Raw genomic sequence first — 26,260 nt, forward strand, 5'->3', positions numbered from 1 at the left:
CATTCCTATTGCGCAGAAGAAGACGCTTGCGCCAGGCCCTGGCGTACGCGGTTGAACAGCGTGTACAGCAGCAGCGCGGTGATTACCGCGAGAATCGGATTGATCCAGCCCAGCGGCAGCAGCGCACTGGCGACACCGGCACCGAGCACGCCGAAGCAGAAGGCGCGGTCACTCTTGCCCATCGGGCCGTCGTAGCGGCGTGAGGCGCCGACCATCGGCCCCATCACCCCGGCGTATTCGCTGATCAGCGCGAACAGCACCAGGATCACCACCAGAGTCGGTGACACGCCAGGCAGCAAGGCGAAAGGCAGGAACAAGGCGGCATCGGCGATCACGTCGCACAGCTCGTTGAGGTAGGCGCCCAGGGTGGATTGCTGGCCAAACTCGCGGGCCAGCATGCCGTCCACGGCGTTGAGGGCCATGCGCAGAATCATCCACAGCGGGATCAGCGCAAATAGCCAGAGATGGTGTGGGAATAGAGCGAGCAGCAGGCCGATCAGCACCGACACGATGGCTGCGCTGAGCGTCACCTGGTTGGCGGTGACGCCGCGGTCATACAGGCGCTGCACCAGGGGCCGCAGAAGGTTCTGAAAGCGGGGTTTCAGCTGATAGATCGAAAGCATGAACACGAACTCCGTTTCGCCATGTTTCTCAGAACGTGCCACAGCCTGCTGTGAACACGTTCTGCAATAATTTGCGCCAGCTTAGCCGTTTAAGCCCCCGCCAGGCGAGATGCCAACGTGAACATCGTCATGTGCCGCGCAAAACCTTATGCCCACTTTATCGACAGAATGGGTACTGATAAAAATCCTTATTTATCAGTACTTTGAGAGTTTAATTTGAATTAATTGGGAAATTGCTCAACAGGTTATCCACAGATCGGGTCAGGCCAGATCGTTGGCCGTGTCGACCGCTTCGGCCTGGGGGTTCAGTGCGCCGATCTGGCATTGAGCCTGGCTGACCCACTCGAAAGCGCGGTCGTTGAGGTTGGCAATCGCCCGTGGGCCCTCGCCTTCGGCATACATCGCCGGGCCGATCACCACCTGCACCACGCCCGGTTTCTTGCTCCAGCCGTCTTTCGGCCAGAACTGCCCGGCATTGTGGGCAATCGGCAGCACCGGCAGGTTGCTGTTCACTGCCAAGGCGGTGCCGCCGCGGGAGAACTTGCCGATCTGGCCGTCCGGGATGCGCGTGCCTTCCGGAAACACCAGTACCCAGGCGCCTTGTTCCAGGCGCGTGCGGCCCTGTTGGGCGAGTTGCTTGAGTGCGGCCTTGGGGTTGCTGCGATCGATGGCGATGGGCTTGAGCATGGACAGCGCCCAGCCGAAGAACGGCACGTACATCAGTTCGCGCTTGATGACCTGGCTCAGCGGCTCGAAGTAGGCGCACAGGAAGAAGGTCTCCCAGGTGCTCTGGTGCTTGGCGAGGATCACACAGGGACGCTCGGGAATATTTTCTGCGCCCGTAACCTCGTACTTGATGCCGGCAACCACCTTGGCCAGCCAGACCGCGCTGCGGCACCAGGCCTGCACTACGAAGCGGTAGCGGGCACGGAACGGCAGGAAGGGCGCGACGAACACGCTGATGATGCACCAGACGAACGAGCTGGAAGACAGCAGCAGGTAGAAAAGTACGGTTCTGAGGGACTGCACTGGCGACATGGGAGCGATTACCGTGGCAGGGCGTGCCTGCGCTATCAAGTGAGAAGCCGGGCAGCCACGGCCGCCAGGTCGTCGAATATCAGGGTGCCGGTTGGCAGAGCGGCTTTGGCCAGGGTGCGTTCGCCCTTGCCGGTTTTCACCAGCACGGGCTGACAGTCGACGGCGAGCGCCGTTTCCAGGTCACTGGCGCTGTCACCCACGAACCACACGCCGGCGAGCGGCACATCGTAGTGCGCGCCGATCTGGCGCAGCATGCCGGGCTTGGGCTTGCGGCACTCGCAGCCATCGTCCGGGCCATGGGGGCACTGCACGATCAGGCCGACTTCACCGCCCTGCTCCGCCACCCGCTCACGCAACCGCGCGTGCATGGCTTCCAGCACGCTCAGCGGATAATAGCCGCGAGCGATGCCGGACTGGTTGGTGGCCACGGCCACGGTCCAGCCCGCCTTGCTCAGCGCGGCGATGGCCTCGATGGAGCCGGGGATCGGAATCCACTCCTCGAGGCTTTTGATATAGGCGTCGGAATCCTGGTTGATGACCCCGTCGCGGTCGAGAATGATCAGCTTCATAAAACTGGCTCCAGGCCTCAGGCTTCAGGCTTCAGGTCCGGCTATTGAGCCTGCGGCCTGTAGCTTGAAGCCTTGCGCCTTGGGCGTTAGCCCAGTACCGAGATATCGGCGACGCCCAGGAACAGGCCACGCAGACGCGCCAGCAGCGCATAGCGGTTGGCGCGAACCTTGGGGTCTTCGGCGTTGACCAGCACCGCTTCGAAGAAGGCGTCCACCGGCGTACGCAGCGAGGCCAGTTGGGCCAGCGCTTCGCGATACTGACGCGACTGCGCCAGCGGTTGCACGGCATTGTCGGCCTTCTGGATCGCGGCGTTGAGGGTGAACTCGGCCGGCGTATCGAAGTAGTGGGCTTCGATGCTGCTCGCCACTTGCCCGTCGGCCTTGCTCAGCAGGTTGGACACACGCTTGTTGGCGGCGGCCAGTGCTTCGGCTTCAGGCAGCTTGCGGAAGGCCTGCACGGCCTGCACACGCTGGTCGAAGTCCAGCGGCGACAGCGGGTTCACGGCACGCACGGCCTGGTAGACCGATACGTCCACGCCTTCGTCTTCATAGCGCGCACGCAGGCGGTCGAAGATGAATTCCAGCACCTGCGGGGCCAGGCCGGCGGCCTTGACCTTGTTGGCGTACTGGCGCACGGCGAACTCGACGGTGGCGCCCAGGTCCAGCTCCAGACCCTTCTCGATGAGGATGCGCAGCACGCCCAGGGCAGCACGGCGCAGTGCGTACGGGTCCTTGCTGCCAGTGGGCAGCATGCCGATACCGAAGATGCCGACCAGGGTGTCCAGCTTGTCAGCCAGGGCCACCGCCGCACCGGTCAGGGTGCTCGGCAGTTCGGCGCCGGCACCGCGCGGCATGTACTGCTCGTTCAGGGCCAGGGCAACGTCTTCCGGCTCGCCATCGTTCAGTGCGTAGTAGTAGCCGGCGATGCCCTGCATTTCCGGGAACTCACCGACCATTTCACTGGCCAGGTCGCACTTGCTCAGCAGGCCGGCGCGAGCGCCACGCTTGGCGTCGCCGCCGATGCGTCCGGCGATGAAGCCGGCCAGGGCCGAGACGCGCTGGGCCTTGTCGTAGACGGTGCCGAGCTGGGCCTGGAACACCACGTTGGCCAGGCGCTGATTGAACGCTTCCAGCGGCTGCTTCTTGTCCTGTTTGAAGAAGAACTCGGCGTCGGTGAGACGCGGGCGCACGACCTTCTCGTTACCGGAGATGATCTGCGTCGGATCCTTGCTCTCGACGTTGGCCACGGTGATGAAGCGCGGCAGCAGCTTGCCGTCGGCATCGAGCAGGCAGAAGTACTTCTGGTTGTCCTGCATGGTGGTGATCAACGCTTCCTGGGGCACTTCCAGGAAGCGCTCCTCGAAAGAGCAGACCAGCGGCACCGGCCATTCGACCAGGGCACTGACTTCGTCGAGCAGTGCCGGCGGCACGATGGCGGTGCCCTGCTGCTCGGTGGCCAGCTGCTCGATGCGCTTGGCGATCTGCTCGCGGCGCTCGGCGACGTCGGCGATCACGTAGGCGGCGCGCAGCTCCTGTGCGTACATGGCAGGCGCGGAGATGCGCACTTCATGGTTGGCGTGGAAGCGGTGGCCACGGGAGAAGCGGTTGGCCTTCTGGGCGAGGATTTCGCAGTCGACGATCTGATCGCCGAACAGCATCACCAGCCACTGGCTCGGGCGGACGAATTCGGTCTTGCGGGCACCCCAGCGCATGCGCTTGGGAATCGGCAGCTCGTTCAGCGAGTTTTCCACGATGCCGGGCAGCAGCGTGTAGGCGCGTTGGCCGGGGATGTGCTGGCTGAATTTCAGCTTCGGCCCGCTCTGGTCGATGGCCGACAGTTCCACGCCGCACTTCTTGGCGAAGCCCAGTGCAGCCTGGGTCGGATTGCCTTCGGCGTCGAAGGCGGCCTGCACGGGCGGGCCGTCGAGGTTGACGGTGCGGTCCGGCTGTTCGGTGGCCAGTTGCTCGACCAGCACGGCCAGGCGGCGTGGCGCGGCGTAGTAGCGCGCGCCACGGTAGCTCAGGCCGGCGGCCTTGAGGCCTTTCTCGATACCGGCGAGGAAGGATTCGCCCAGGGTTTTCAGGGCTTTGGGTGGCAGCTCTTCGGTGCCCAGTTCAACCAGAAAATCGAGCGCACTCATTCTGCTGCCTCCAGCTTGGCCAGTACTTCATCACGCAGATCGGGGGCGGCGAGCGGGAAGCCCAGGCGGCGACGGGCCTGCAGATAACTCTGCGCCACGGCGCGGGCCAGGGTGCGCACGCGCAGGATGTACTGCTGGCGCGCGGTCACCGAAATGGCGCGGCGGGCATCCAGCAGGTTGAAGGTGTGCGAAGCCTTGAGGACCATCTCGTAGGTCGGCAGCGGCAGCTCCAGTTCGATCAGGCGGTTGGCTTCGCTTTCGTAGAAGTCGAACAGCTCGAACAGTTTCTCGACGTTGGCGTGCTCGAAGTTGTAGGTCGACTGCTCCACTTCGTTCTGGTGGAACACGTCGCCGTAGGTCACCTTGCCGAACTGGCCGTCGGTCCACACCAGGTCATAGACCGAATCGACGCCCTGCAGGTACATGGCCAGGCGCTCGAGACCGTAGGTGATCTCGCCGGTGACCGGGTAGCACTCGATGCCGCCGACCTGCTGGAAGTACGTGAACTGGGTGACTTCCATGCCGTTGAGCCAGATTTCCCAGCCCAGACCCCAGGCGCCCAGGGTCGGCGATTCCCAGTTGTCTTCGACGAAACGGATGTCGTGCACCAGCGGATCGATGCCGATGGCCTTCAGCGAGCCCAGGTAAAGCTCCTGGAAGTTTTCCGGGTTGGGTTTGAGCACCACCTGGAATTGATAGTAGTGCTGCAGGCGGTTGGGGTTCTCGCCGTAGCGGCCGTCGGTGGGGCGACGCGATGGCTGCACGTAAGCGGCGTTCCAGGTTTCCGGGCCGATGGCGCGCAGAAACGTGGCGGTGTGGAAGGTACCGGCGCCCACTTCCATGTCATAGGGTTGCAGTACCACACAGCCTTGCTCGGCCCAGTATTGTTGCAGGGCGAGGATCAAGTCCTGGAAGGTGCGCACGGCAGGCGTTGTCTGGCTCACGAAAAATTCACCTGTTGGGGCTGCGACAGAAAGCCGGAGAGTATACCCGAAGCAAGGCGCAGCCCGCATGCTGCGCCGTCTTGCCTGATAAAACGGCCGCGGCGCAGGGCATGTCCTGTGGATAGTGTTGTGGCCTCGATGAATTTGAAGCTGGCGAGAGGTGAGCCCTCTGGCGGCGACTCGCCCCGGCGTTTGTTGGAGCGCGCCATGCGCGCGAAACGGTCATCAGCGTTTCGGCGGGAAGCCTGTTGGTCGAGCTCGATATGGCCCCGGGTTTCACCCAGGCTACAGCAGCCTTTAGTCCGCGGTTATAGTCTGCCCTCGCCCCTCACCGAGCCGACTGCCATGCCCCGCTGTTTCTGGTGTAACGACGACCCCCTGTATCAGGCCTATCACGACGAGGAATGGGGTGTGCCGTCGCGCGATCCCCAGCATCTGTTCGAGATGCTGCTGCTCGAAGGCGCCCAGGCCGGGTTGTCGTGGATCACCGTGCTGAAGAAGCGTGAGCGTTATCGTGAAGTGCTGTTCGGCTTCGATGCCGAGCGCCTGGCCGCAATGAGCGACGATTACATCGAAACCCTGATGCAGGACTCGGGCATCATCCGCAATCGCCTCAAGCTGCAGGCTGCGCGCAAGAATGCCCAGGCCTGGCTGCGCCTGGACGATCCGGTGGCGCTGCTCTGGTCGTTCGTCGGCGGCCAGCCGAAGATCAACCATTTCGAGGGCCGTGGCGACGTACCGGCGGTCACGCCCGAAGCCGAGGCCATGAGCAAGGCGTTGAAGAAGGCCGGCTTCACCTTCGTCGGCCCGACCATCTGCTACGCCTTCATGCAGGCCACCGGCATGGTCATGGACCACACCCGCGACTGCGATCGCTACGCCCAACTGCAACAGGAGGCCCGCCCATGAGCACCACCATCGACACCCTCGAGCAGCTGCAGGCGCTGTACGGCATGCCCCATGAGCGCTCCCTGCGCAAGGAGATGCCCTGCCTGAGCGCGCCCTATCAGGCGCTGGTGGCCGCCTCGCCGTTCGTGGTGCTGGGCACCCACGGCCCGGACGGGCTGGACTGCTCGCCACGGGGCGACGCGCCCGGGTTCGTGCGGATTCTCGATGAGCGCACCCTGCTGCTGCCGGATCGCCCCGGCAACAACCGCATCGACTCCTTGCGCAACATCATCCACGACCCCCAGGTGGCGCTGCTGTTTCTGATCCCTGGGGTCGGCGAGAGCTTCCGGGTCAACGGCCGCGCGAGCATCTCGCTGGACCCTGAATTGCTGGCGCTGTGCGAAGCGCAAGGTAAGCTGCCGCGCAGCGTGCTGCGCATCAGCGTCGACACCTGCTACTTCCAGTGCTCCAAGGCAGCGGTGCGCTCGGGCCTGTGGAATGCCGAGCGCCAAGTCGAGCGGGCCAGCCTGCCGTCGGCGGGCGACCTGCTCAAAGCGGTGATGGACGAGAGTTTCGACGTCGAAGCCTACGAACAGCAGCTTCAGGAGCGCCTGAAAACCCAGCTTTACTGAAGGTTTGCGCGTTTCTGTTCGTGTATGTAACGGCCACATCGGCTCTTCGGGCGGTTACAATGGGCGCCTTTTCTCAATCGGAGCTGTTCGTGGAAAAGCTCAAAGGCGCGCTGGTGGTCGGTTCCCTGCGCTTGTTTGCCCTCCTGCCCTGGCGTGCTGTGCAGTCGCTCGGTGCGATCATCGGCTGGCTGATGTGGAAGCTGCCCAACGGCTCTCGTGACGTGGTGCGCATCAACCTCGCCAAATGCTTCCCCGAATTGAATGCTGCCGAGCACGACAAGCTGGTAGGCCGCAGCCTCATGGACATTGGCCGCACCCTGACCGAAAGTGCCTGCGCCTGGGTCTGGCCCGCGCACAAGTCGCTGGCGCGCGTGCGTGAAGTCGAAGGCCTGGAAGTGCTGGAAGCGGCGCTGGCTTCCGGCAAGGGCGTGGTCGGCATTACCAGCCACCTGGGCAACTGGGAAGTGCTCAACCACTTCTACTGCTCGCAGTGCAAACCTATCATTTTCTACCGCCCGCCCAAGCTCAAGGCGGTCGATGACCTGCTGCGCGAGCAGCGCGTGCAGCTGGGCAACCGCGTGGCACCGTCGACCAAGGAAGGCATCCTCAGCGTCATCAAGGAAGTGCGCAAGGGCGGCGCGGTGGGCATTCCCGCCGACCCGGAGCCAAGCCTGTCGTCCGGGATGTTCGTGCCCTTCTGCGGCACCGTGGCGCTGACCAGCAAGTTCGTGCCGGGCATGCTTGCCGGCGGCAAGGCGGTGGGCGTGTTCCTGCATGCGCTGCGCCTTGAAGATGGCTCCGGCTACAAGGTCATCCTCGAAGCCGCGCCGGAAGCGATGTACAGCGACGACACCTACACCGCTGTGGCGGCCATGAGCGGTGTCGTCGAAAAATACGTGCGGGCCTATCCCAGCCAGTACATGTGGAGCATGAAGCGCTTCAAGAAACGCCCCGAGGGCGAAGCGCGCTGGTACTGAAATTTGTGGCGCCTCGCAATGAGGCGCCGTTTCGCTGGGCTTGTTCGGTGTTTTGAGCTATTAACGGGGCACACCTTCTCGAGGCTGCCAGGACATGTCTGCCAACCAGCGTCAGCATCCCCGTACACCGATGAAATGCCGCATCAAGATTTGCCACCCGAGCTTCGGCGAGTTGGTCGCTCAGACCCGCGACCTGTCCGACGGTGGCGTGTACGTCAAGCACGATGACCTGGCCGCTCTGGAACTCGGCACCCGGGTGACCGGCCAGGTGCAGGATTTGCCCATCGCGGCGCCCATCCTAGAAATGGAAGTCATGCGCGTTACCCCCGAGGGCGTGGGGCTGCGCTTTATTCGCGAGTGAATTCGACAGGCCGGCGCCCCGCTCCGCCGGCCTCGTGCTTACAGCTTGGCCTTCACCGCCGCCAGCCCGTCACCGCCATCACGGGTTTTCACACCCTCCAGCCAGCCGTCTAGCACCTGCGGGTTGGCCTTGATCCAGTTTTTGATAGCGGTGCCGTTGGCCTCTTTGCGGTTGAGCACGTCGTCCATGATGGTGTTTTCCATCTCCTGGGTGAATTTCAGGTTGGTCAGCAGCTTGCCCACGTTCGGGCATTCGGCAACAAAGCCTTTGCGGGCCAGGGTGTTGACCGAACCGGTGCTGCCGAAGAATTTCTCACCGCCCTTCAGGTACTGCATGTCGAACTGCACGTTCATCGGGTGCGGCGTCCAGCCCAGGAACACCACGAACTCGTCGCGTTTCACCGCGCGGCCGACCTGTACCAGCATGGCCTGCTCGCTTGACTCGACCAGCTGCCAGTCGCCCAGGCCAAACTCGTTGCCGGCGATCATCTGGCGAATATAGTCATTGGCCGGCGAGCCCGAGCCGATGCCATAGATCTTCTTGCCGAACTTGTCGGCGAATTTGGCGAGGTCGTTGAAACCCTTCACGCCAGCTTCGTGGGCGTAGGTCGGCACGGCCAGGGTGTATTCGGTGCCGCCGAGGTTTTCCACCACCTTGTCGATCTGCCCGCTGGCTACGTAGCGGTCGTAGTCGTGCTGGCCGGCCGGCATCCAGTTGCCGAGGAACACGTCGACCTGCCCTTTCTGCAACCCGGCGAAGATGATCGGCACGGCCAGGGTGCGCGTCTGCGCTTTGTAGCCCAGGCCATCGAGCAGCAGGCTGGCGATGCCGTTGGTGACCGCGATATCGCTCCAGCCCGGGTCGGCAAGGCTGATGCTGGCGCACTTGGCGTCTTCGGCGTGGGCATGGAGGCTGACGCTGAGGGCCAGCAGCCCAGCGGTGATCACGGTCTTCAGAGGCTTCATCGGCGGTGTCCTTATGCATGAGGAAGCCTTAACCCTAGCAGATGAAGGTGCTGATCTTATTGCCGTTGGAGATCGTTAACGGCACATGCCGTTCGTCGCCAAAGGTGAACAGAATTGAACCGATTGTGGTCTTGGGCTGTCCGTCCATGGGACGTGCGGAGCACTCTTTTATTTCATTATTTAGGTTGCAAGTGGCTGATTCAGGAAGGGATTCGCGGCGCTTGGCTTGAGTCTTCTTTCTAGGTCATCACATTGAATAAACTGATTATCTCTCTGATTTTAGGTAGCACCCTCTTATGTGCTGCGGCTGGCAACGCATCCGCCAGCTTTCGGGTTCACATGCAGGACGGCAGCAGCCGTGTCGTCGCCCCCGCCAAACTCGATCCTAACTCCTCCCAAGCCGTTGTTCGTCGCGCATTGAGCGCGTTGGGCACGCCCTATCGCTGGGGTGGCACCAGCCCCGAGCACGGTTTCGACTGCAGCGGCTTGGTCAAATACGCCTTCAAGCAGGTTGATGACCTCGATCTGCCGCGCACTTCCCGCGACCTCTCCCGCTTCGACGGCCCCAAGGTGGCCAAGGGCGATCTGGAGCCGGGCGATCTGCTGTTCTTCCGCATCCGCGGGCGCAACGTCGACCACGTGGCCATTTACCTGGGCAACGACCGCTTCATTCACGCGCCGCGTCGCGGCACCAACGTGCGTATCGACAAGCTCAGCGACGGCTACTGGAAGAAGCACTTCCAGCTGGCGCGTCGGGTGATGCCGGACGGTGCGCAGCTGGCGAGTAACAACTGACAGGGTCGGCGCAACGACTGTTGTGTGGCGGGAGTGGCCGTTCGCGTGAATTGTGGGAGGGGCCGGGCGGCGATCCGCTTTAGCCCCGAGTTCTTTGCGCCTGGTAAAGTTCGTGGCTGAAGCCCCTCCCACAAAAGCAGCTGCGCAACGTCTGCTTCTTCCTTCGACGCATCACTTTTGAAGAAGCCCGCCATCCGCCAGGCGGGCTGTCGCCAGCGCGGTCCAGGCAGTACACTGCGCTCCGCTCGCTGCCATGTCGGTGGCAGCAATGGGTTCCCTAACCCCATTTCACGAAAAAGGACATCCCATGACCCTGCTTCCCGCCTCGGTCAGCCGCTCCGTATTGGCAGCGCTGATCGCGTTTCACATCCTCATCATCATCGCCAGCAACTACCTGGTGCAGCTGCCGATCACCCTGTTCGGCTGGCACACCACCTGGGGTGCGTTCAGCTTTCCGTTCATCTTTCTGGCCACCGACCTTACCGTGCGCCTGATCGGCAAGCACGCCGCCCGCGTGGTGATCGCCCGAGTGATGGTGCCGGCACTGATCGCTTCCTACATCGTCTCGGTGCTGTTCCATGACGGCGCCTTTGGCGGCCTGGCGGCCATCGGCGAATTCAACCTGTTCGTGTTCCGCATCGCGCTGGCCAGCTTCCTGGCTTACGTGCTTGGCCAACTGCTCGACATCCAGGTGTTCGACCGCCTGCGTCAGCTCAAGCAGTGGTGGATCGCGCCGACGGCCTCGACCATCTTTGGCAACCTGCTGGACACCTTCGCCTTCTTCTCGGTGGCCTTCTGGCACAGCGATGACCCATTCATGGCCGCCAACTGGGTAGAAATCGCCACGGTGGACTACGTGATCAAACTGACCATCAGTCTGATCCTGTTCGTGCCGCTGTACGGCATGCTGCTCGGTGCCATCGTACGGCGCCTGCCGCAACGCAGCGTGCTGAACTGAGTCAGCCGCACACGAAAACGCCGGATCCCCTCACGGGCATCCGTCGTTTTTGTTTACGCGTGTGATCGGCTCAGCGCGACGCCACCGCTATGGGCAACGCCTGCAGGCGCGACAGGTGCAGGGCCACGGCCAGGGAGATCAGCAGCAGCGAGCCGATGAACAGGCCCAGGCCGTCCCAGCCGCCGGCCTGCCAGAACACGCCGCCCAAGGTGCCGGCGACGCTGGAGCCCAGGTAGTAGCAGAACAGGTACAGCGACGATGCCTGGCCCTTTGCTTGCTTGGCGCGGCGGCCGATCCAGCTGCTCGATACCGAGTGGGCGCCGAAGAAACCGAAGGTGAACAGCAGCATGCCAACCAGGATCACCGGCAGCACGTTGAACAGGGTCAGCACCAGGCCGCCCAGCATCAGGCCGATCACCGCCCAGAGCACCTTGCGACGGCCCAGCTTGTCGGCCAGAGCGCCGACCTGCGCGGAGCTGTAGATGCCGGACAGATAGACGATCGACAGCAGGCCGATGCTGGTCTGGTCGAGCTTGAACGGCGCTTCGATCAGCCGGTAGCCAATGTAATTGAACAGGGTCACGAAGGCGCCCATCAGCAGGAAGCCCTGCAGGAACAACCACGGCAGGCCCGCATCACGAAATTGCAGGGTGTAGCCCTGCAGCAGGCTGCGCGGGCGCAGCGAGCGGGCCCGGAAGTTGCGTGACTCGGGCAGCAGGCGCCAGAACGCCAGACCGGCCAGCAAGCCCAGGCCACCCAGGGTGCCGAGTACCGCGTGCCAGGACATGAAGTCGACCAACACGCCGCTGAGCAGGCGCCCGCTCATGCCACCGATGGCGTTGCCGCCGATGTACACGCCCATGGCCAGGCCCAGGTGCAGCGGGTCGATTTCCTCGCTGAGGTAACTCATGGCTACGGCGGCCAGACCGCTGAGCGCCAGGCCGACCAGTGCGCGCATCACCAGCACGCCTTCCCAGGTTGGCATCAGCGCACTGCCGACGGTGAACACGGCGGCGGCGAGCAGCGACACGACCATCACCGGTTTACGGCCCAGTGCATCGGACAGCGGCCCGGTTATCAACAGGCCGAGGGCCAGGGTGATGGTGGAAACGGAGAGGATCAGGCTGCTTTGTGCGGCGCTCAGATCGAACTGCTGCGCCAGCATCGGCATCATCGGTTGCACGCAGTAGAGCAGCGCGAAGGTGGCGAAACCTCCGCTGCACATGGCGAGAATGGTGCGCAGAAAGGCACGGGTGCCCTTCTGGATGTAACTGGGCTCCAGAGGCGCGCTGCTAGGCGCAGGTTTCTCATTCTGGGGGCTGACGCACGCGTCGGATGTAACGGGCTGACTCATTGCTTCCTCGTGAATTTACTTTTCCCAGGCAAAACGCCGCCGTATGCGCTGGCACCGGCCAGCACGGGTGGTTGTTGTTATTGGGAATGGCGTCAGGATAAGTAGGCTGGCAAGTTCTTTCCAATATAATATTCGACCCAATCGATACGTATAGCGACCTATTGGAGCGAACATGGAACTGCGCCACTTGCGTTACTTCGTGGCGGTGGCCGAAGAGCTGCACTTCGGCCGAGCCGCCGATCTACTGGGTATCTCTCAACCACCGCTGAGCCAGCAGATCCAGGCACTGGAGCAGGAACTCGGCGTGCGCCTGTTCGAGCGCAGTAACCGACATGTTGCGCTCACCGATGCCGGGCGGCTGTTTCTCGAGGAAACGCGGCAGACCCTCGCACAGGTCAGCAAGTCGGTGGACGTGGTGCGCCGCGCCGAGCAAGGCGAAATCGGCGAGCTGCAGATCGGCTTTACCGCTTCGGCACCGTTCGTGTCGATCATTCCGCGGGCGGTATTCGCCTTTCGCCAGGCGTTCCCGGCGGTGCACCTCAATCTGCAGGAAATGACCAGCCGCCAGGTCAGCCAGGCGCTGCTGGAAAAGAAGCTGCAGATCGGCATGATTCGCCCGCTGGAGTTACCCGCCGAGCTGGATGCGGTTGAGCTGCTGCGCGAGCCGCTGGTGGCGCTGCTGCATGCCGGACACCCATTGGCCGGTGAGCAGGATCGAGGGCTGGCGCTTGCCGAACTGGCAAACGAGCCGTTCGTGTTCTTTCCGCGTAGCTATGGCAGCGGCCTGTACGGACAGCTGTTCAACCTGGCGCGCCAAGCCGGGTTCAGCCCGCGCATTACCCAGGAGGCCCACGAGGCGTTGACCATCATCGGTCTGGTGGCCGCGGGGCTTGGGGTTTCGGTGCTGCCGGCGTCGTTTCGGCGCATTCGCATCGATGGCGTGGTGTTTCGCACCCTGACCGATACCGACGCCACCACCGCGGTGTGGCTGGTCAAACGCCGTCAGGAGCGCTCGCCCCTGGCCCAGGCCTTTATCGACCTGCTGACCCGTGAGGTGCAGGCGCTCAAGTAGCGAGTGCCGACTCCCACATCAGGCGTGGGAGCCGGCCGTCGATCAACGTACCTTGAAGCGGTTCATCAGGCTGATCACCCGGCCGTTGGCTTCCAGCAGGCTGCGGGTGTTGTCTTCGCTGGCGTGGCCGCTCTGCACAAGATCGTCGACCATGTGGCGGATCTGCACCATGCTGTGGTTGATCTCCTCGGTCACTGCGCTCTGCTGCTTGGCGGCGGTGGCGATCTGGGTACTGAGGGTGTTGATCTGGTTGACCGAGCTGGCCATCTCATCGAGCCCGGCATTGACCCGCGCCGTGGCGTCCGCCGCCGACTGGCAGCTGGCCTGGGTATTTTCCATGGCGGTCACCGAGGAGCTCACCCCGCTGGTCAGGCGGGCGAGCATCTCGTTGATCTGCGAGGTGCTGGCCTGGGTGCGCGCCGCCAGGGCTCGCACTTCGTCGGCGACCACCGCAAAGCCGCGACCCTGCTCGCCGGCCCGCGCTGCTTCGATGGCGGCGTTGAGTGCCAGCAGGTTGGTTTGCCCGGCAATGGCACCGATTACGTCGAGGGTTTCGGTGATGCGCGCGGCGTCCTGGCGCATGTTCTCCACGGTGCTGGTGGCACTGGCTACCTCGCCGATCAGCGCAATCACGCTGTTCGAGGCTTCGCCCACTACCACGCGAGAGCGGTCGGCATGCTCGTTGGCGCGCTGGGTGAAGGCGGCCGTCTCCGCGGCGTTCTGCGCCACGCTGTCGGCGGTGGCGCTCATTTCGGTGATGGCGGTGACGGTCTGGTCGGTTTCCGAGGCGTGACGCACCAGAATCTGGTTGGTTTGTGCTGAAGTCTGCTGCAGGCGCTCGAGCCCTGAGGACATGGCCGCGGTGGCCTGGGTCACTTCGCCGATCATGTCCTGCAGGTAGACGATGAAGCGGTTGATCGAGTGGCCGATGGCGCCCAGTTCGTCTTCGGCACGGATGGTGATGCGTCGGGTGAGGTCGGCATCGCCGGTGGACAGTGCATCGATGTTGGCTTTCAGGGTCTTCATGCGCTGCACCAGCTGGCGGATCGCATACACGGCCATTGCCACGAGCAGCAACACCATGGGGATCTGTAGCAGCGCCAGGGTGCCCAGCACGTCATCGCGCTGGGCGGTGATCTGCGAGGTGGGCAGCGCGGTGGCGAGGAACCACGGGGTGCCGTCGATCGCGCGCATATAGAAGGTGCTGGCGACGCCGTCGTTATCGAATTCGCTGCGTTGCACCGGCTGGTTGCGTTGGGAGAGCGCCTTGCTGACCTGCACTGCGAACGCCGAGGTGGCAGTCAGCTCGCTGATGTTCTTGAGCACCACCGGGCTACTCAAGTGGGTGCTGTTGCTGATGATCTTGCCGTCACCTTCAACGATAAGCATCTGCCCGCCGATGTCCTTCTCCTTGTCGGCGACCAGGTCGTTGAAGAAGCCCAGGGTCACGTCGATGGTGGCAACGCCGTAATCCACGCCGTTGCGCTGGATGGCCATGGCGCAGTTGGTTCGCGGCTCCTGGCTGGCATCGTCCTTGTAAGCAGCGGCCCAGGCGCACTGGCCACGGGGTGAGGCCAGGCCGCCCTTGTACCAGCTCTGGTCGTAGTAGTTGGGCGCCGGGTCGCTGTTCCAGAAGGTATTGACCACCAGCTTGCCTGAGCCGTCGCGGTGCCAGAAAGTGCTGTGCTTGTTACGCCCTGGGGTGCGCTGGTTGGGCAGCGGCCAGATTCCGCCGCCGAAGACCTTCAGCTCGCCGTATTGGTCGACCAGGCCAGGCAGCACCTTGTCGATGGCGTCGCTTTCCAACAGGGGAATGGTCTGGGTGATGCTGCGTTGCTGGGCTTGAACTTTGTTCAGCTCGTCCTCGATGTCTTCCGCCACTTCGTCGATGCGGTTGAGCACCACCTGTTCTTCGGTATGGCGCAGGGTCGGGGCGACCAGCTGGCCGATGCCGACCACGGTCAGCACCATCAGGACCAGGACGAACAACACCAGAAACAGGGTATAGCGGCCTTGAATGGAGCGCAGTGCGGACATGATGGTCGTCCCCGGAAGAGCGGTTTATTGTTGGTTTTATTGGAGCTTCCTAGGGCTATCGGCTTGCCGACGAACGGCTTGAGATCGGCCGGCGACGAGATAAATTTAGCCGCGGCCGTTCAGGATAATTTGCTGGTGCTGAACCGCCGCTCAGACGCTGGTGTTCTTGTCCAGCTTGCGCAGGAAGACGGTCATTTCTTTTTCCGCCTGCTTGTCGCCCTTGGCCTGCGCCGCCTGCAGGCCGCTCTGCCAGGCGTTACGAGCAGCGTCCGGATTGCCGGCAGATTGATGAGCCCTGCCGAGTAGCTTCCACGCCGCCGAATACTGCGGGTCGTGTTCGACGCAGCGTTGCAGGTGTTCGGCAGCCTTGCTGGCATCGCCGGCGTCCAGATAAGCCTTGCCCAGGCCGAAGCGCAGCAGCGAGTTATCCACACCCTTGGCGAGCATCTTTTCCAGTGCTTCGGTGCTCATGGGGCTCCTTAGAAGAAGGTCAGGCCGACTTGGAACAGCCGTTCCACGTCGCGGATGTGCTTCTTGTCCGTCAGGAACAGGATCACGTGGTCACCGGACTCGATCACCGTGATGTCGTGGGCGATCAGCACCTGTTCATCGCGGATGATCGCGCCGATGGTGGTGCCCGACGGTAGGGATATGTCCTTGATCGCCTTGCCGACCACCTTGCTCGAACGCGCATCACCGTGGGCGATGACTTCCAGGGCCTCGGCGACGCCACGGCGCAGGGAGTGCACGCTCTCGATGTCGCCACGGCGCACATGGGCCAGCAGGCTGCCGATGGTGGCCAGCTGCGGGCTGATGGCGATGTCGATCTCGCCGCCCTGGATCAGATCGACGTAGGCCGGGTTGTTGATCAGCGTCATCACCTTGCGCGCGCCCAGGCGCTTGGCCAGGAGCGACGACATGATGTTGGCCTCGTCGTCGTTGGTCAGGGCCAGGAAGATGTCGGCGTCCTTGATGTTCTCTTCCACCAGCAGGTCGCGGTCGGACGAGCTGCCATGCAGCACGATGGTGCTTTCCAGGTTTTCCGAGAGATAGCGGCAGCGCGCCGGGTTCATCTCGATGATCTTCACCTGGTAACGGCTTTCGATGGCTTCGGCCAGGCGCTCGCCGATGTTGCCGCCACCGGCGATGACCACCCGCTTGTAGCCTTCCTCAAGGCGGCGCATCTCGCCCATGACGGCGCGGATATCGGCCTTGGCGGCGATGAAGAATACCTCGTCGTCGGCTTCGATAACGGTATCGCCCTGGGGCATGATCGCCCGGTCACGGCGGAAGATCGCTGCCACCCGGGTGTCGACGTTGGGCATGTGTTCACGCAACTGGCGCAGTTGCTGGCCAACCAGCGGGCCGCCGTAGTAGGCGCGTACCGCCACCAGCTGCGCCTTGCCCTCGGCGAAGTCGATCACCTGCAGGGCGCCGGGATATTCGATCAGGCGCTTGATGTAGTTGGTGACCACCTGCTCGGGGCTGATCAGCACGTCGATGGGGATGGCTTCGTTGTCGAACAGCCCGGTGCGGGTCAGGTAGGCCGGCTCGCGCACCCGGGCGATCTTGGTCGGCGTGTGATAGAGGGTGTAGGCCACCTGGCAGGCGATCATGTTGACTTCGTCACTGTTGGTCACCGCCACCAGCATGTCGGCATCGTCGGCGCCGGCCTGGCGCAGCACGGTCGGGAACGAACCCTTGCCCTGCACGGTGCGGATATCCAGGCGATCACTCAGGGCGCGCAGGCGGTCGCCGTCGGTGTCCACCACGGTGATGTCGTTGGCTTCGCTGGCCAAGTGTTCGGCCAGCGTGCCGCCGACCTGGCCGGCGCCGAGAATGATGATCTTCATCGGGTTGCTCCAGCGGCTGCGATCTTGATCAGCTTGGCATAGTAGAAGCCATCATGGCCGCCCTGCTGGGCGAGCAGCTGGCGGCCATGAGGCTGCTTGAGGCCGAATGGGCCGGCGATGTCCAGCTCGCGGGCGCCGGGCGTACGCGCCAGGAAGGCGTCGATGACCTCGGTGTTTTCCGTCGGCAGCGTCGAGCAGGTGGCGTACAGCAGGATGCCGCCGACCTCCAGGGTCGGCCACAGCGCGTCGAGCAGCTCGCCCTGTAGCGTGGCCAGCGCCGGAATGTCATCGGCCTTGCGGGTCAGCTTGATGTCCGGGTGGCGACGGATCACGCCGGTGGCCGAGCAGGGCGCATCGAGCAGGATTCGCTGGAACGGCTTGCCGTCCCACCAGGCGGCGGTGTCGCGGCCATCGGCGGCGATCAGGGTGGCCTCGAGCCCGAGGCGATCGAGGTTCTCGCGTACCCGCGCCAGGCGCTTGGCCTCCAGGTCCACGGCCACCACTTCGCTCAGCGCCGGCTCGGCTTCCAGCAAATGGCAGGTCTTGCCACCGGGTGCTGCGCAGGCATCCAGCACGCGCTGGCCAGGCGCCAGTTGCAGCAGGTCGGTGGCCAGTTGCGCGGCTTCGTCCTGCACGCTCACGTGGCCCTCGGCGAAGCCGGGCAGCAGGGTTACGTCGCAGGCCTGCAAGAGGCGGATGCCGTCGCGGCTGAAGGTGCAGGGCTCGGCCTCGAAACCAGTCTGGCGCAGTCGCGCCAGGTAGTCATCGCGGCTGCCGTGGCGGCGGTTGACCCGCAAGATCAATGGCGGATGGGCGTTGTTGGCGGCGCATATGGCCTGCCAATGCTCGGGCCAGAAGGCCTTGAGCTGCTTCTGCAGCCAACGCGGATGGGCGGTGTGCAGCACCGGGTCGCGATCCAGCTCCTGGATCAGGCTGTCGCCCTCGCGCTGGGCGTTGCGCAGCACGGCGTTGAGCAGGCCCTTGGCCGAGGTCTTCTTCAGCTTGTCGACGCAGCCGACCGTCTCGCCGATTGCCGCGTGGGCAGGGATGCGCGTGTAGAACAGCTGGTAGAGGCCGACCAGCAGCAGGGCCTCGAGGTCGCGATCACCTTCCTTGAAGGGCTTGCGCAGCAGCTTGCCGGCGATCAGTTCGAGGCGTGGCTGCCAGCGTGCGGCACCAAAGGCCAGATCCTGGGCAAGGCCGCGGTCGCGGGCCTCGACCTTGTCGAGCAGCGGCGGCAGGCTGGTGCCCAGCGACGCCTTGCCATCGAGCACCGCGGCCAGGGCGCGGGCCGCTGCCAGCCTGGGGTTCATGCCAGCACCGTGCCGACGGCGAACTGCTCGCGGCGGCTGTTGTACAGATCGCTGAAGTTCAGCGCCTTGCCGCCGGGCAATTGCAGGCGGGTAAGCAGCAGGGCGCCGCTGCCGCAGGCGACGGTCAGGCCGTCCTTGCTGGCGGCGAGAATTTCTCCGGGCTGGCCCTGGCCTTCGCCGGTACGGCCGGCCAGCACCTTGAGCGGCGCCTCGTTGAGCGTGCTGTGGCAGATCGGCCAGGGGTTGAAGGCGCGGATCAAACGCTCCAACTCATCGGCTGGGCGGCTCCAGTCGATGCGCGCTTCATCCTTGTTCAGTTTGTGAGCGTAGTTGGCCTGGGCGTCGTCCTGCACTTCGCCCATCAGGGTGCCGCTGGCGAGGCCCGCGATGGCCTCGATCACCGCCGGCGGGCCGAGCTCGGCCAGGCGGTCGTGCAGGCTGCCACCGGTGTCTTCGGCTGTGATCGGGGTGCGCACCTTGAGTAGCATCGGCCCGGTGTCGAGGCCGGCTTCCATCTGCATCACGGTCACGCCGCTTTCGGCATCGCCAGCCTGCACGGCGCGCTGGATCGGCGCCGCCCCGCGCCAGCGCGGCAGCAGCGAGGCATGGCTGTTGATACAGCCGAAGCGCGGGATATCCAGTACCGCCTGGGGCAGGATCAGGCCGTAGGCGACCACCACCAGGAGGTCCGGCTGCAGCGCCGCCAGTTCGGCTTGGGTGGCTGCATCCTTTAGGCTTGGTGGCTGCAGTACGGGAATGGCGTTTTCCACAGCGAGCTGCTTGACCGGGCTGGGCATCAGCTTCTGGCCGCGGCCGGCCGGGCGATCCGGCTGGGTGTACACCGCGACGATCTGGTGCGGTGTGTCGAGCAGGGCCTTGAGGTGAGCGGCGGCGAATTCCGGGGTGCCGGCGAATACGATACGCAGAGCTTCGGTCATGGGGTCTCGCTTTGACTGGGTGCTGGAAAAACAAAAGGCTTGCCGCGGCAAGCCTTTGTTGGAGGCCCGATCAGGCCTGCTGGCGGTGCTGCTTTTCCAGCTTCTTCTTGATGCGGTCACGCTTGAGCGTGGACAGGTAGTCGACGAACAGCTTGCCGTTGAGGTGGTCGCACTCGTGCTGGATGCACACGGCGAGCAGGCCCTCGGCGATCATCTCGAACGGCTTGCCGTCGCGATCCAGGGCGTTGATCTTCACTTTCTGCGGGCGGTCTACGTTCTCGTAGAAACCGGGCACCGACAGGCAGCCTTCCTGGTACTGGTCCATCTCGTCGGTCAGCGACTCGAACTCGGGGTTGATGAAGACCAGCGGCTCGCTCTTGTCTTCGGACAGATCCATCACCACCACGCGCTTGTGCACATTCACCTGGGTGGCGGCGAGGCCGATCCCGGGGGCGTCGTACATGGTTTCGAACATGTCGTCGATCAGCTGACGCAGGGCGTCGTCGACCACGTCCACCGGCTTGGCGATGGTGCGCAGGCGCGGATCGGGAAATTCGAGAATGTTTAAAATCGCCATAATGCGTTTGTGATGCACTTGTGGAATAAATTCAAAATCCGCTGCTAAGATGACGCAAGCATTCAAAAAAACGGCGTCAAGCCGCGGATTTACTGGGCTCTGTCGCAGCGCTAGGGCGCTTCACGCGAAGGCACATCATAAAGGGATTCACCGCATGAGGAAATCACTACTCGCCCTGCTGCTGGTTGGCGCGAGCAGCCTGGCGCAGACCGGGCTCGCCCTGGCCGATGTGCAGCTCAAGGAAGGTCATCCCGACCGCTACACGGTCGTGAAGGGCGACACCCTCTGGGATATCTCGGGCAAATTCCTCAGCCAGCCCTGGAAGTGGCCGGAAATCTGGCACGCCAACCCCCAGGTGCAGAACCCTCATCTGATTTATCCCGGTGATGTGCTCAGCCTCGTCTATATCGACGGCAAGCCGCGCTTGGTGCTGGGTCGCGGTGATTCGCGCGGCACCATCAAGCTGTCGCCGAAGGTACGTAGCACGCCGATGGCTGAAGCCATTCCGACCATTCCGTTGGAGGCGATCAACAGCTTCCTGCTCAAGAACCGCATCGTCGACTCGCCGGAGCAGTTCCAGAGCGCACCTTACATCGTCGCCGGCAACGCCGAACGCGTGGTCAGTGGCGCGGGCGACCGCGTCTACGCCCGCGGCAGCTTCGATCCGAATGCACCGGTGTACGGCATCTTCCGCCAGGGCAAGACCTATACCGACCCTGAGACCAAGGAATTTCTCGGCATCAACGCCGATGACATCGGCGGTGGCGAAATCGTTGCCGAAGAAGACAAGATCGGCACCCTCAACCTGACCCGCACCACCCAGGAAGTGCGCAACGGTGACCGCCTGTTCCCCACCGAGGAGCGCGCGATCAATTCGACCTTCATGCCCAGCGAGCCGAAGACCGAGATCAAGGGCCTGATCCTCGACGTGCCGCGTGGTGTGAGCCAGATCGGCCAGTTCGACGTGGTCACCCTGAGCAAGGGCGCCCGCGACGGTCTGGAGGTCGGCAATGTGCTGGCCGTCTACAAGACCGGCGAAACCGTACGCGACCGGGTTACCGGCGAGTCGGTGAAGATTCCTGACGAGCGCGCCGGCTTGCTGATGGTGTTCCGCACCTACGAGAAGCTCAGCTACGGCATGATCCTCAACGCCTCGCGGCAGTTGGCGGTGATGGACAAGGTACGCAATCCGTAACACCTACAAGCCCCGCCGATGCGGGGCTTGTGCTATTCGATAAGGCTCACGATCAAGGATGATCCGCCATGTCGATATCCCATTCCCCCGCCGAACTCGAAGCCCGTCTGCGCCTGCATTGCTTGCCGGAGTTGGGGCCTAAACGCTTCCGTAAATTGCTCAGCGCCTTCGATAGCGCCTCGGCTGCCCTCAGCGCGCCGGCCAGCGCCTGGCGTTCGCTCGGTTTGCCGCAGACCTGCAGCGATGCGCGACGCAGCCCTGAAATTCGTGAGCGCGCAGGCCTGGCGCTGGACTGGTTACAGGTGCCCGGCCGGCACCTGGTGATGTGGGACGAGCCGCGTTATCCCGCCTTGCTGGCCGAGATTCCCGATGCGCCACCACTATTATTTGTGGCCGGTGACCCGACGCTTCTGGAGCGCCCGCAACTGGCCATGGTCGGCAGCCGCCGGGCCTCCAGGCCGGGCCTGGATACCGCCCACAGCTTTGCCCGCAGCCTGGCGCGTGGTGGCTTCGTGATTACCAGCGGGTTGGCCCTCGGTATCGACGGGGCGGCCCATCAAGGCGCGCTGGATGCCGATGGGTACACCGTGGCGGTACTCGGTACCGGGTTGAAGTGCCTGTACCCGGCACGGCACAAGCGTCTGGCCCAGGACATCATCGAGCGCGGCGGGGCGCTGGTCTCCGAGCTGCCGCTGGACAGCCCGCCTCAGGCCAGTAATTTCCCTCGTCGCAATAGAATAATTTCGGGTTTGTCGTTAGGCGTGCTGGTGGTCGAAGCCAGCCCATCCAGCGGTTCGCTGATCACCGCGCGTCTGGCCGCCGAGCAGGGCCGCGAGGTGTATGCGATTCCCGGCTCCATCCACCATCCGGGCGCCAAGGGCTGTCATCAGCTGATTCGCGATGGCGCCACCCTGGTGGAAAGCATCGAGCATATCCTCGAAGCGCTGCGCGGTTGGCAGCAGACGCCGGCTATGGAACAGGCCAGCGCTGCGCCGGTGGCCGCAGTGCATCCTTTGCTGGCCTTGTTGTTCGCCGCGCCCTATAGCAGCGAAGCCCTGGCCCACGCAGCCGGCTGGCCGTTGCCCGAAGTGCTGGCGGCGCTGACCGAGCTGGAGCTGGATGGCCTGGTCGCCTGCGAGGCCGGGCTATGGGTGGGCCGCAAGCCGTAATACACTGCGCCGACAGTTCTTCGGCGGAGACAGCGCATGGTCACCAGTTGGCAGGTTCAGCAGGCAGCGCGGGTGGTCCGCGCCGGTGGCGTGATCGCCTATCCGACCGAGGCGGTCTGGGGCCTGGGTTGTGATCCGTGGGACGAGATGGCCGTGGATCGCTTGCTCGCGTTGAAGGAGCGGCCGGTGCACAAGGGGCTGATTCTGGTCGCCGACACCATCCGCCAGTTCGACTTCCTGCTCGAAGACCTGCCCGAGCGCTGGCAGGACCGTCTGGCCAGCACCTGGCCCGGACCCAATACCTGGCTGGTGCCGCATCAGGATCTTCTACCGCCCTGGATTACCGGCGAGCACGACAGCGTGGCGTTGCGAGTCAGTGATCATCCGCGGGTGCGTGAGCTTTGTGCGTTGACGGGGCCGTTGGTGTCGACCTCGGCCAATCCCGCCGGCCGCCCGGCGGCGCGCTCACGGTTGCGGGTCGAGCAGTATTTTCCTCGGCAGCTGGATGCGGTGCTGGGTGGCGCACTGGGCGGGCGGCGTAATCCGAGCGTAATACGTGATCTGGTGACCGGCGACGTGCGGCGACCGGCTTGATGCGCAGAAGCGGACATCCAGCGATCTCGTAGGCGGGGCTGAAGCCCCTCCCACAAGTATTCCGTTTTTTGATCGTTCCTACGCTCCGCGTGGTAACGCACTGGCAGGATGCTCTGCGTCCTTAGATTGCGCTGTGCAGCCGTCAATCGTGGAGCGGTGCGCCACAGGCTGAGTGCCCACGCAGCGCGTGGGCACTATCCGCAAATAGCACTCCGGCTTACGGCACCAGAATCGTCGACCCCGTGGTCTTGCGGTCGCTGAGCAGGGTCTGGGCGGTGGCAGCTTCGCTGAGTGGGTAGCGGCCGGTGATTTCCACGTCGAGTTTGCCCTTGGCGATCATGCCGAACAGCTCGTCGGCCATTTTCTGCAGGTTTTCCGGGGTGTTGGCGTAGCCCGCCAGGGTCGGGCGGGTGACGTACAGCGAGCCCTTTTGGGACAGGATGCCGAGGTTGACGCCGGTGACCGCGCCCGAGGCGTTGCCGAAGCTGACCATAAGGCCGCGCGGCGCCACGCAGTCCAGCGAGGTTTCCCAGGTGTCCTTGCCGACGCCGTCGTAGACCACCGGGCATTTCTTGCCGTCGGTCAGTTCCAGCACGCGCTGGGCGACGTTCTCATGGCTGTAGTCGATGGTCGCCCAGGCGCCTTTTTGCTTGGCGTATTCGGCCTTTTTCGCCGAGCTCACGGTGCCGATCAGCTTGACGCCCAGGGCCTTGGCCCACTGGCAGGCGAAGGAGCCGACGCCACCGGCGGCAGCATGGAACAGGATGATGTCGCCGCTTTTCAGGTCGGCGGTCTGGCGCAGCAGGTATTGCACGGTCAGACCCTTGAGCATCACCGCGGCGGCCTGCTCGAAGCTGATGGCGTCGGGCAGCTTGACCAGCTTGTCCGCCGGCAGCACGTGCAGCTCGCTGTAGCCGCCCAGCGGGCCGGTGGCGTAGGCCACGCGGTCACCGACCTGCAAGCCCTTGACCTCGGAACCGATGGCGTCGACGAAGCCGGCGCCTTCGGTGCCCAGGCTGGAGGGCACCGAAGGCGGCGCGTACAGGCCGCTGCGGAAGTAGGTGTCGATGAAGTTGAGGCCGATGGCCTGGTTGTGCACACGCACCTCGTGCGGGCCGGGAGCGGCGGGTTGGTAGTCGACGTATTCGAGTACCTCGGGGCCACCGTGGCGGCTGAACTGGATGCGTTTGGCCATCGTCTTGCTCCTGCTTGAAGAGTGAGTGCAATAGACCCCGAGTTCCCCACGGGGTTGAAGCGATTTTGCTCAGCGGCTGAACGTCGCACCTCTGGTTGACCGGCGTCAACTGCGGAGCGCGGATGGCCGGTGCTATGCTAGCCGCCGATTTCAGCTGTCGCTCGCCACACAAGGTGCCCCCGTGAGTAATCAAGCCGAGGCCGTGAAGGCCTACCTGCTCGACCTGCAAGACCGTATCTGCGCCGCCCTGCAAAACGAGGATGGCCAGGCCAGCTTCGTCGAAGACGCCTGGCAGCGGCCGGGTGGCGGTGGCGGACGTACGCGGGTGATCGGCGACGGCGCGGTGATCGAAAAGGGCGGCGTGAACTTCTCCCACGTGTTCGGCGAAAACCTGCCGCCGTCGGCCAGCGCCCATCGCCCCGAGTTGGCCGGTCGCGGCTTCCAGGCCCTGGGGGTATCGCTGGTCATCCACCCGCACAGCCCGTACGTGCCCACGTCCCACGCCAACGTGCGCTTCTTCAGCGCCGAGAAGGAAGGCGAGGAGCCGGTGTGGTGGTTCGGTGGCGGCTTCGACCTGACCCCTTACTACGGCAACGAAGAGGACTGCGTGCACTGGCACCGTGTTGCCGAGCAGGCCTGTGCGCCGTTCGGTGCCGACGTCTACCCGCGCTACAAGGCCTGGTGCGACCGTTACTTCCACCTCAAGCACCGCGGCGAGCCACGGGGTATCGGCGGGTTGTTCTTCGACGACCTCAACGAATGGGGTTTCGACACCTGCTTCGCCTTTATCCGCGCCATCGGCGATGCCTATATCGACGCCTACCTGCCCATCGTGCAGCGCCGCAAGGCCACGCCCTACACGCCGGCGCAGCGCGAATTCCAGGAATACCGCCGCGGCCGCTACGTGGAGTTCAATCTGGTGTTCGACCGCGGCACGCTGTTCGGCCTGCAGTCGGGCGGGCGCACCGAGTCGATCCTCATGTCGCTGCCGCCGCAGGTGCGCTGGGGCTATGACTGGAAGCCCGAGCCGGGCAGCGAGGAAGCGCGCCTGACCGAGTACTTCCTGACCGACCGCGACTGGCTCGGCCTGCAGCAGGCTTGAAGCGCGCCGCCAAAAGCTGCAGGCTTGCCGCTTTTGGCTTTTACCTGCGGAAACTTCAATGGATCGCTACGGTGTATTCGGCTACCCCATCGGCCACAGCAAGTCGCCGCTGATCCACCGGCTGTTCGCCGAACAGACCGGTCAGCAGCTCAGCTACGAGGCGCTGCTGGCGCCGCTGGAGGATTTCGAGGGCTATGCCCGCGCTTTCTTCGCTGAGGGCCTGGGCGGCAACGTCACGGTGCCGTTCAAGGAGCAGGCGTTCGCCCTGGCCGATAGCCTGACCGAGCGCGCCCGCCGCGCCGGTGCGGTGAATACCCTGAAGAAGCTCGACGACGGCAGCCTGCTCGGTGACAACACCGACGGCGCCGGCCTGGTGCGCGACCTGACCGTGAACGCCGGCATCGAGTTGCGCGGCAAGCGCATCCTGCTGCTTGGCGCCGGTGGCGCGGTGCGCGGCATTCTCGAACCCTTCCTGGCGCAGCAGCCGCAAACCCTGGTGATCGCCAATCGCACGGTGGAAAAGGCCGAGCAACTGGTCCGTCAGTTCGCCGATCTCGGCCCGGTGGTGGCCAGCGGTTTCGACTGGATCGACGCGCCGGTGGACCTGATCGTCAACGGCACTTCGGCCAGCCTGGCCGGCGAGCTGCCGCCGATCTCCGCCAGCCTGATCCAGCCTGGCCATACCTGTTGCTACGACATGATGTACGGCGCCGGCCCCACGGCGTTCAATCGCTGGGCCGCGGAGCAGGGCGCCGCACGTACCCTCGACGGCCTCGGCATGCTGGTCGAGCAGGCCGTGGAAGCTTTCCACCTGTGGCGCGGTGTACGCCCGGACAGTGCCCCGGTGCTCGCCGAGTTGCGCCGGCAACTGAAGGCCGGCTGATCGCGGCCGCGCGGCTGTGCCGAAATCGGCAACGCCTTGGTGCAAAGCGATCAAGCCAGTGGGCGGCCATGACGCCAGTGTATAAGG

Annotated in this window: 25 protein-coding genes and 2 pseudogenes; 12 read left to right on the forward strand and 15 right to left on the reverse strand. The window is 64.2% G+C overall.

The genetic code is table 11. The annotated features are described in order from the left end of the window. Positions 1-5: 5 nt before the first annotated feature. From PVA39_RS00345 to glyQ, 5 genes are all read right to left on the reverse strand, one after another. Positions 6-623 (reverse strand): CDP-alcohol phosphatidyltransferase family protein, encoded by a 618-nt coding sequence (locus tag PVA39_RS00345; protein ID WP_274122308.1) that lies wholly within the window; start codon positions 621-623, stop codon positions 6-8. Between the two features lie 261 nt (positions 624-884). After that, positions 885-1,661 carry a lysophospholipid acyltransferase family protein gene (locus tag PVA39_RS00350; protein ID WP_274122309.1) on the reverse strand — a complete coding sequence of 259 codons (777 nt, stop codon included), beginning with the start codon at positions 1,659-1,661 and terminating at the stop codon, positions 885-887. A gap of 35 nt (positions 1,662-1,696) precedes the next feature. Then, positions 1,697-2,230: a D-glycero-beta-D-manno-heptose 1,7-bisphosphate 7-phosphatase gene (gene gmhB / locus PVA39_RS00355; RefSeq protein WP_274122310.1), complete on the reverse strand. Its 534-nt coding sequence runs from the start codon at positions 2,228-2,230 to the stop codon at positions 1,697-1,699. A gap of 86 nt (positions 2,231-2,316) precedes the next feature. Continuing rightward, on the reverse strand, positions 2,317-4,371 hold the full coding sequence (gene glyS, locus PVA39_RS00360) for a glycine--tRNA ligase subunit beta (RefSeq protein WP_274122311.1): 2,055 nt from the start codon (positions 4,369-4,371) through the stop codon (positions 2,317-2,319). Next, a complete protein-coding gene (gene glyQ / locus PVA39_RS00365; protein WP_013789144.1) occupies positions 4,368-5,315 on the reverse strand; it encodes a glycine--tRNA ligase subunit alpha in 948 nt (315 codons plus the stop codon). The genes glyS and glyQ overlap by 4 nt, the downstream gene beginning before the upstream one ends. Positions 5,316-5,660: 345 nt before the next feature. On the opposite strand from glyQ, the gene PVA39_RS00370 reads away from it, so the two are divergent. The 4 genes from PVA39_RS00370 to PVA39_RS00385 all read left to right on the forward strand — a co-directional run bounded on the left by PVA39_RS00370 (position 5,661) and on the right by PVA39_RS00385 (position 8,173). Further along, positions 5,661-6,224 (forward strand): DNA-3-methyladenine glycosylase I, encoded by a 564-nt coding sequence (locus PVA39_RS00370; RefSeq protein ID WP_093501056.1) that lies wholly within the window; start codon positions 5,661-5,663, stop codon positions 6,222-6,224. Next, a complete protein-coding gene (locus PVA39_RS00375; protein WP_274122313.1) occupies positions 6,221-6,835 on the forward strand; it encodes a pyridoxamine 5'-phosphate oxidase family protein in 615 nt (204 codons plus the stop codon). The genes PVA39_RS00370 and PVA39_RS00375 overlap by 4 nt, the downstream gene beginning before the upstream one ends. An 89-nt stretch (positions 6,836-6,924) precedes the next feature. After that, the gene (locus PVA39_RS00380; RefSeq protein ID WP_274122314.1) at positions 6,925-7,812 is read left to right on the forward strand and encodes a lysophospholipid acyltransferase; all 888 of its coding nucleotides are present in this window, start codon (positions 6,925-6,927) and stop codon (positions 7,810-7,812) included. A 94-nt stretch (positions 7,813-7,906) separates the two neighbouring features. Beyond that, the gene (locus tag PVA39_RS00385; protein ID WP_093501053.1) at positions 7,907-8,173 is read left to right on the forward strand and encodes a PilZ domain-containing protein; all 267 of its coding nucleotides are present in this window, start codon (positions 7,907-7,909) and stop codon (positions 8,171-8,173) included. Between the two features lie 38 nt (positions 8,174-8,211). Here PVA39_RS00385 and choX read toward each other — a convergent pair whose 3' ends face one another. Next, the gene (gene choX / locus PVA39_RS00390) at positions 8,212-9,138 is read right to left on the reverse strand and encodes a choline ABC transporter substrate-binding protein (RefSeq protein WP_274122315.1); all 927 of its coding nucleotides are present in this window, start codon (positions 9,136-9,138) and stop codon (positions 8,212-8,214) included. A 252-nt stretch (positions 9,139-9,390) separates the two neighbouring features. Between choX and PVA39_RS00395 the strand changes: the two genes are divergently transcribed. After that, the gene (locus PVA39_RS00395; RefSeq protein WP_274122316.1) at positions 9,391-9,933 is read left to right on the forward strand and encodes a C40 family peptidase; all 543 of its coding nucleotides are present in this window, start codon (positions 9,391-9,393) and stop codon (positions 9,931-9,933) included. A gap of 307 nt (positions 9,934-10,240) precedes the next feature. Further along, a complete protein-coding gene (locus tag PVA39_RS00400; RefSeq protein ID WP_274122317.1) occupies positions 10,241-10,891 on the forward strand; it encodes a 7-cyano-7-deazaguanine/7-aminomethyl-7-deazaguanine transporter in 651 nt (216 codons plus the stop codon). A gap of 70 nt (positions 10,892-10,961) precedes the next feature. On the opposite strand, the gene PVA39_RS00405 is transcribed toward PVA39_RS00400, so the two are convergent. Next, a complete protein-coding gene (locus PVA39_RS00405; RefSeq protein WP_274122318.1) occupies positions 10,962-12,245 on the reverse strand; it encodes an MFS transporter in 1,284 nt (427 codons plus the stop codon). Between the two features lie 172 nt (positions 12,246-12,417). Between PVA39_RS00405 and PVA39_RS00410 the strand changes: the two genes are divergently transcribed. Further along, a complete protein-coding gene (locus PVA39_RS00410) occupies positions 12,418-13,317 on the forward strand; it encodes a LysR family transcriptional regulator (RefSeq protein ID WP_274122319.1) in 900 nt (299 codons plus the stop codon). Positions 13,318-13,359: 42 nt separating this feature from the next. On the opposite strand, the pseudogene PVA39_RS23325 reads toward PVA39_RS00410, so the two are convergent. The 7 genes and pseudogenes from PVA39_RS23325 to def all read right to left on the reverse strand — a co-directional run. After that, positions 13,360-13,908 (reverse strand): annotated as a pseudogene (locus PVA39_RS23325) (methyl-accepting chemotaxis protein); the annotation flags it as partial. A 312-nt stretch (positions 13,909-14,220) separates the two neighbouring features. After that, positions 14,221-15,354 (reverse strand): annotated as a pseudogene (locus tag PVA39_RS23330) (cache domain-containing protein); the annotation flags it as partial. A 150-nt stretch (positions 15,355-15,504) separates the two neighbouring features. Then, the gene (locus tag PVA39_RS00420; protein ID WP_274122322.1) at positions 15,505-15,825 is read right to left on the reverse strand and encodes a tetratricopeptide repeat protein; all 321 of its coding nucleotides are present in this window, start codon (positions 15,823-15,825) and stop codon (positions 15,505-15,507) included. Between the two features lie 8 nt (positions 15,826-15,833). Beyond that, complete coding sequence (gene trkA / locus PVA39_RS00425) at positions 15,834-17,207, reverse strand: Trk system potassium transporter TrkA (RefSeq protein ID WP_274122323.1); 1,374 nt, start codon at positions 17,205-17,207, stop codon at positions 15,834-15,836. Beyond that, positions 17,204-18,520 (reverse strand): 16S rRNA (cytosine(967)-C(5))-methyltransferase RsmB, encoded by a 1,317-nt coding sequence (gene rsmB / locus PVA39_RS00430; protein ID WP_274122324.1) that lies wholly within the window; start codon positions 18,518-18,520, stop codon positions 17,204-17,206. The genes trkA and rsmB overlap by 4 nt, the downstream gene beginning before the upstream one ends. Further along, the gene (fmt, locus tag PVA39_RS00435; RefSeq protein ID WP_274122325.1) at positions 18,517-19,458 is read right to left on the reverse strand and encodes a methionyl-tRNA formyltransferase; all 942 of its coding nucleotides are present in this window, start codon (positions 19,456-19,458) and stop codon (positions 18,517-18,519) included. Before fmt ends, rsmB begins: the two co-directional genes overlap by 4 nt. A 70-nt stretch (positions 19,459-19,528) precedes the next feature. Then, positions 19,529-20,035 (reverse strand): peptide deformylase, encoded by a 507-nt coding sequence (gene def / locus PVA39_RS00440; protein ID WP_013789174.1) that lies wholly within the window; start codon positions 20,033-20,035, stop codon positions 19,529-19,531. Between the two features lie 154 nt (positions 20,036-20,189). Here def and PVA39_RS00445 point away from each other — a divergent pair, with 154 nt between their 5' ends. The 3 genes from PVA39_RS00445 to PVA39_RS00455 all read left to right on the forward strand — a co-directional run bounded on the left by PVA39_RS00445 (position 20,190) and on the right by PVA39_RS00455 (position 22,993). After that, positions 20,190-21,230, forward strand: a complete 1,041-nt coding sequence (locus PVA39_RS00445; protein WP_274122326.1) for a LysM peptidoglycan-binding domain-containing protein — start codon at positions 20,190-20,192, stop codon at positions 21,228-21,230. 68 nt (positions 21,231-21,298) lie between these two features. Further along, the gene (dprA, locus tag PVA39_RS00450; protein WP_274122327.1) at positions 21,299-22,399 is read left to right on the forward strand and encodes a DNA-processing protein DprA; all 1,101 of its coding nucleotides are present in this window, start codon (positions 21,299-21,301) and stop codon (positions 22,397-22,399) included. Positions 22,400-22,435: 36 nt separating this feature from the next. Next, a complete protein-coding gene (locus PVA39_RS00455) occupies positions 22,436-22,993 on the forward strand; it encodes an L-threonylcarbamoyladenylate synthase (RefSeq protein ID WP_274122328.1) in 558 nt (185 codons plus the stop codon). 217 nt (positions 22,994-23,210) lie between these two features. On the opposite strand, the gene PVA39_RS00460 is transcribed toward PVA39_RS00455, so the two are convergent. Continuing rightward, complete coding sequence (locus tag PVA39_RS00460) at positions 23,211-24,188, reverse strand: NADPH:quinone reductase (RefSeq protein ID WP_274122329.1); 978 nt, start codon at positions 24,186-24,188, stop codon at positions 23,211-23,213. Between the two features lie 181 nt (positions 24,189-24,369). On the opposite strand from PVA39_RS00460, the gene hemF reads away from it, so the two are divergent. Together hemF and aroE are read left to right on the forward strand one after the other, a co-directional pair. Continuing rightward, the gene (gene hemF, locus PVA39_RS00465; protein ID WP_274122330.1) at positions 24,370-25,290 is read left to right on the forward strand and encodes an oxygen-dependent coproporphyrinogen oxidase; all 921 of its coding nucleotides are present in this window, start codon (positions 24,370-24,372) and stop codon (positions 25,288-25,290) included. 58 nt (positions 25,291-25,348) lie between these two features. Continuing rightward, positions 25,349-26,173, forward strand: a complete 825-nt coding sequence (aroE, locus tag PVA39_RS00470) for a shikimate dehydrogenase (RefSeq protein WP_274122331.1) — start codon at positions 25,349-25,351, stop codon at positions 26,171-26,173. The last annotated feature ends 87 nt before the right edge of the window (positions 26,174-26,260 follow it).

The organism is Pseudomonas sp. CNPSo 3701 (genome assembly GCF_028674975.1).
Taxonomy (GTDB): domain Bacteria; phylum Pseudomonadota; class Gammaproteobacteria; order Pseudomonadales; family Pseudomonadaceae; genus Aquipseudomonas; species Aquipseudomonas straminea.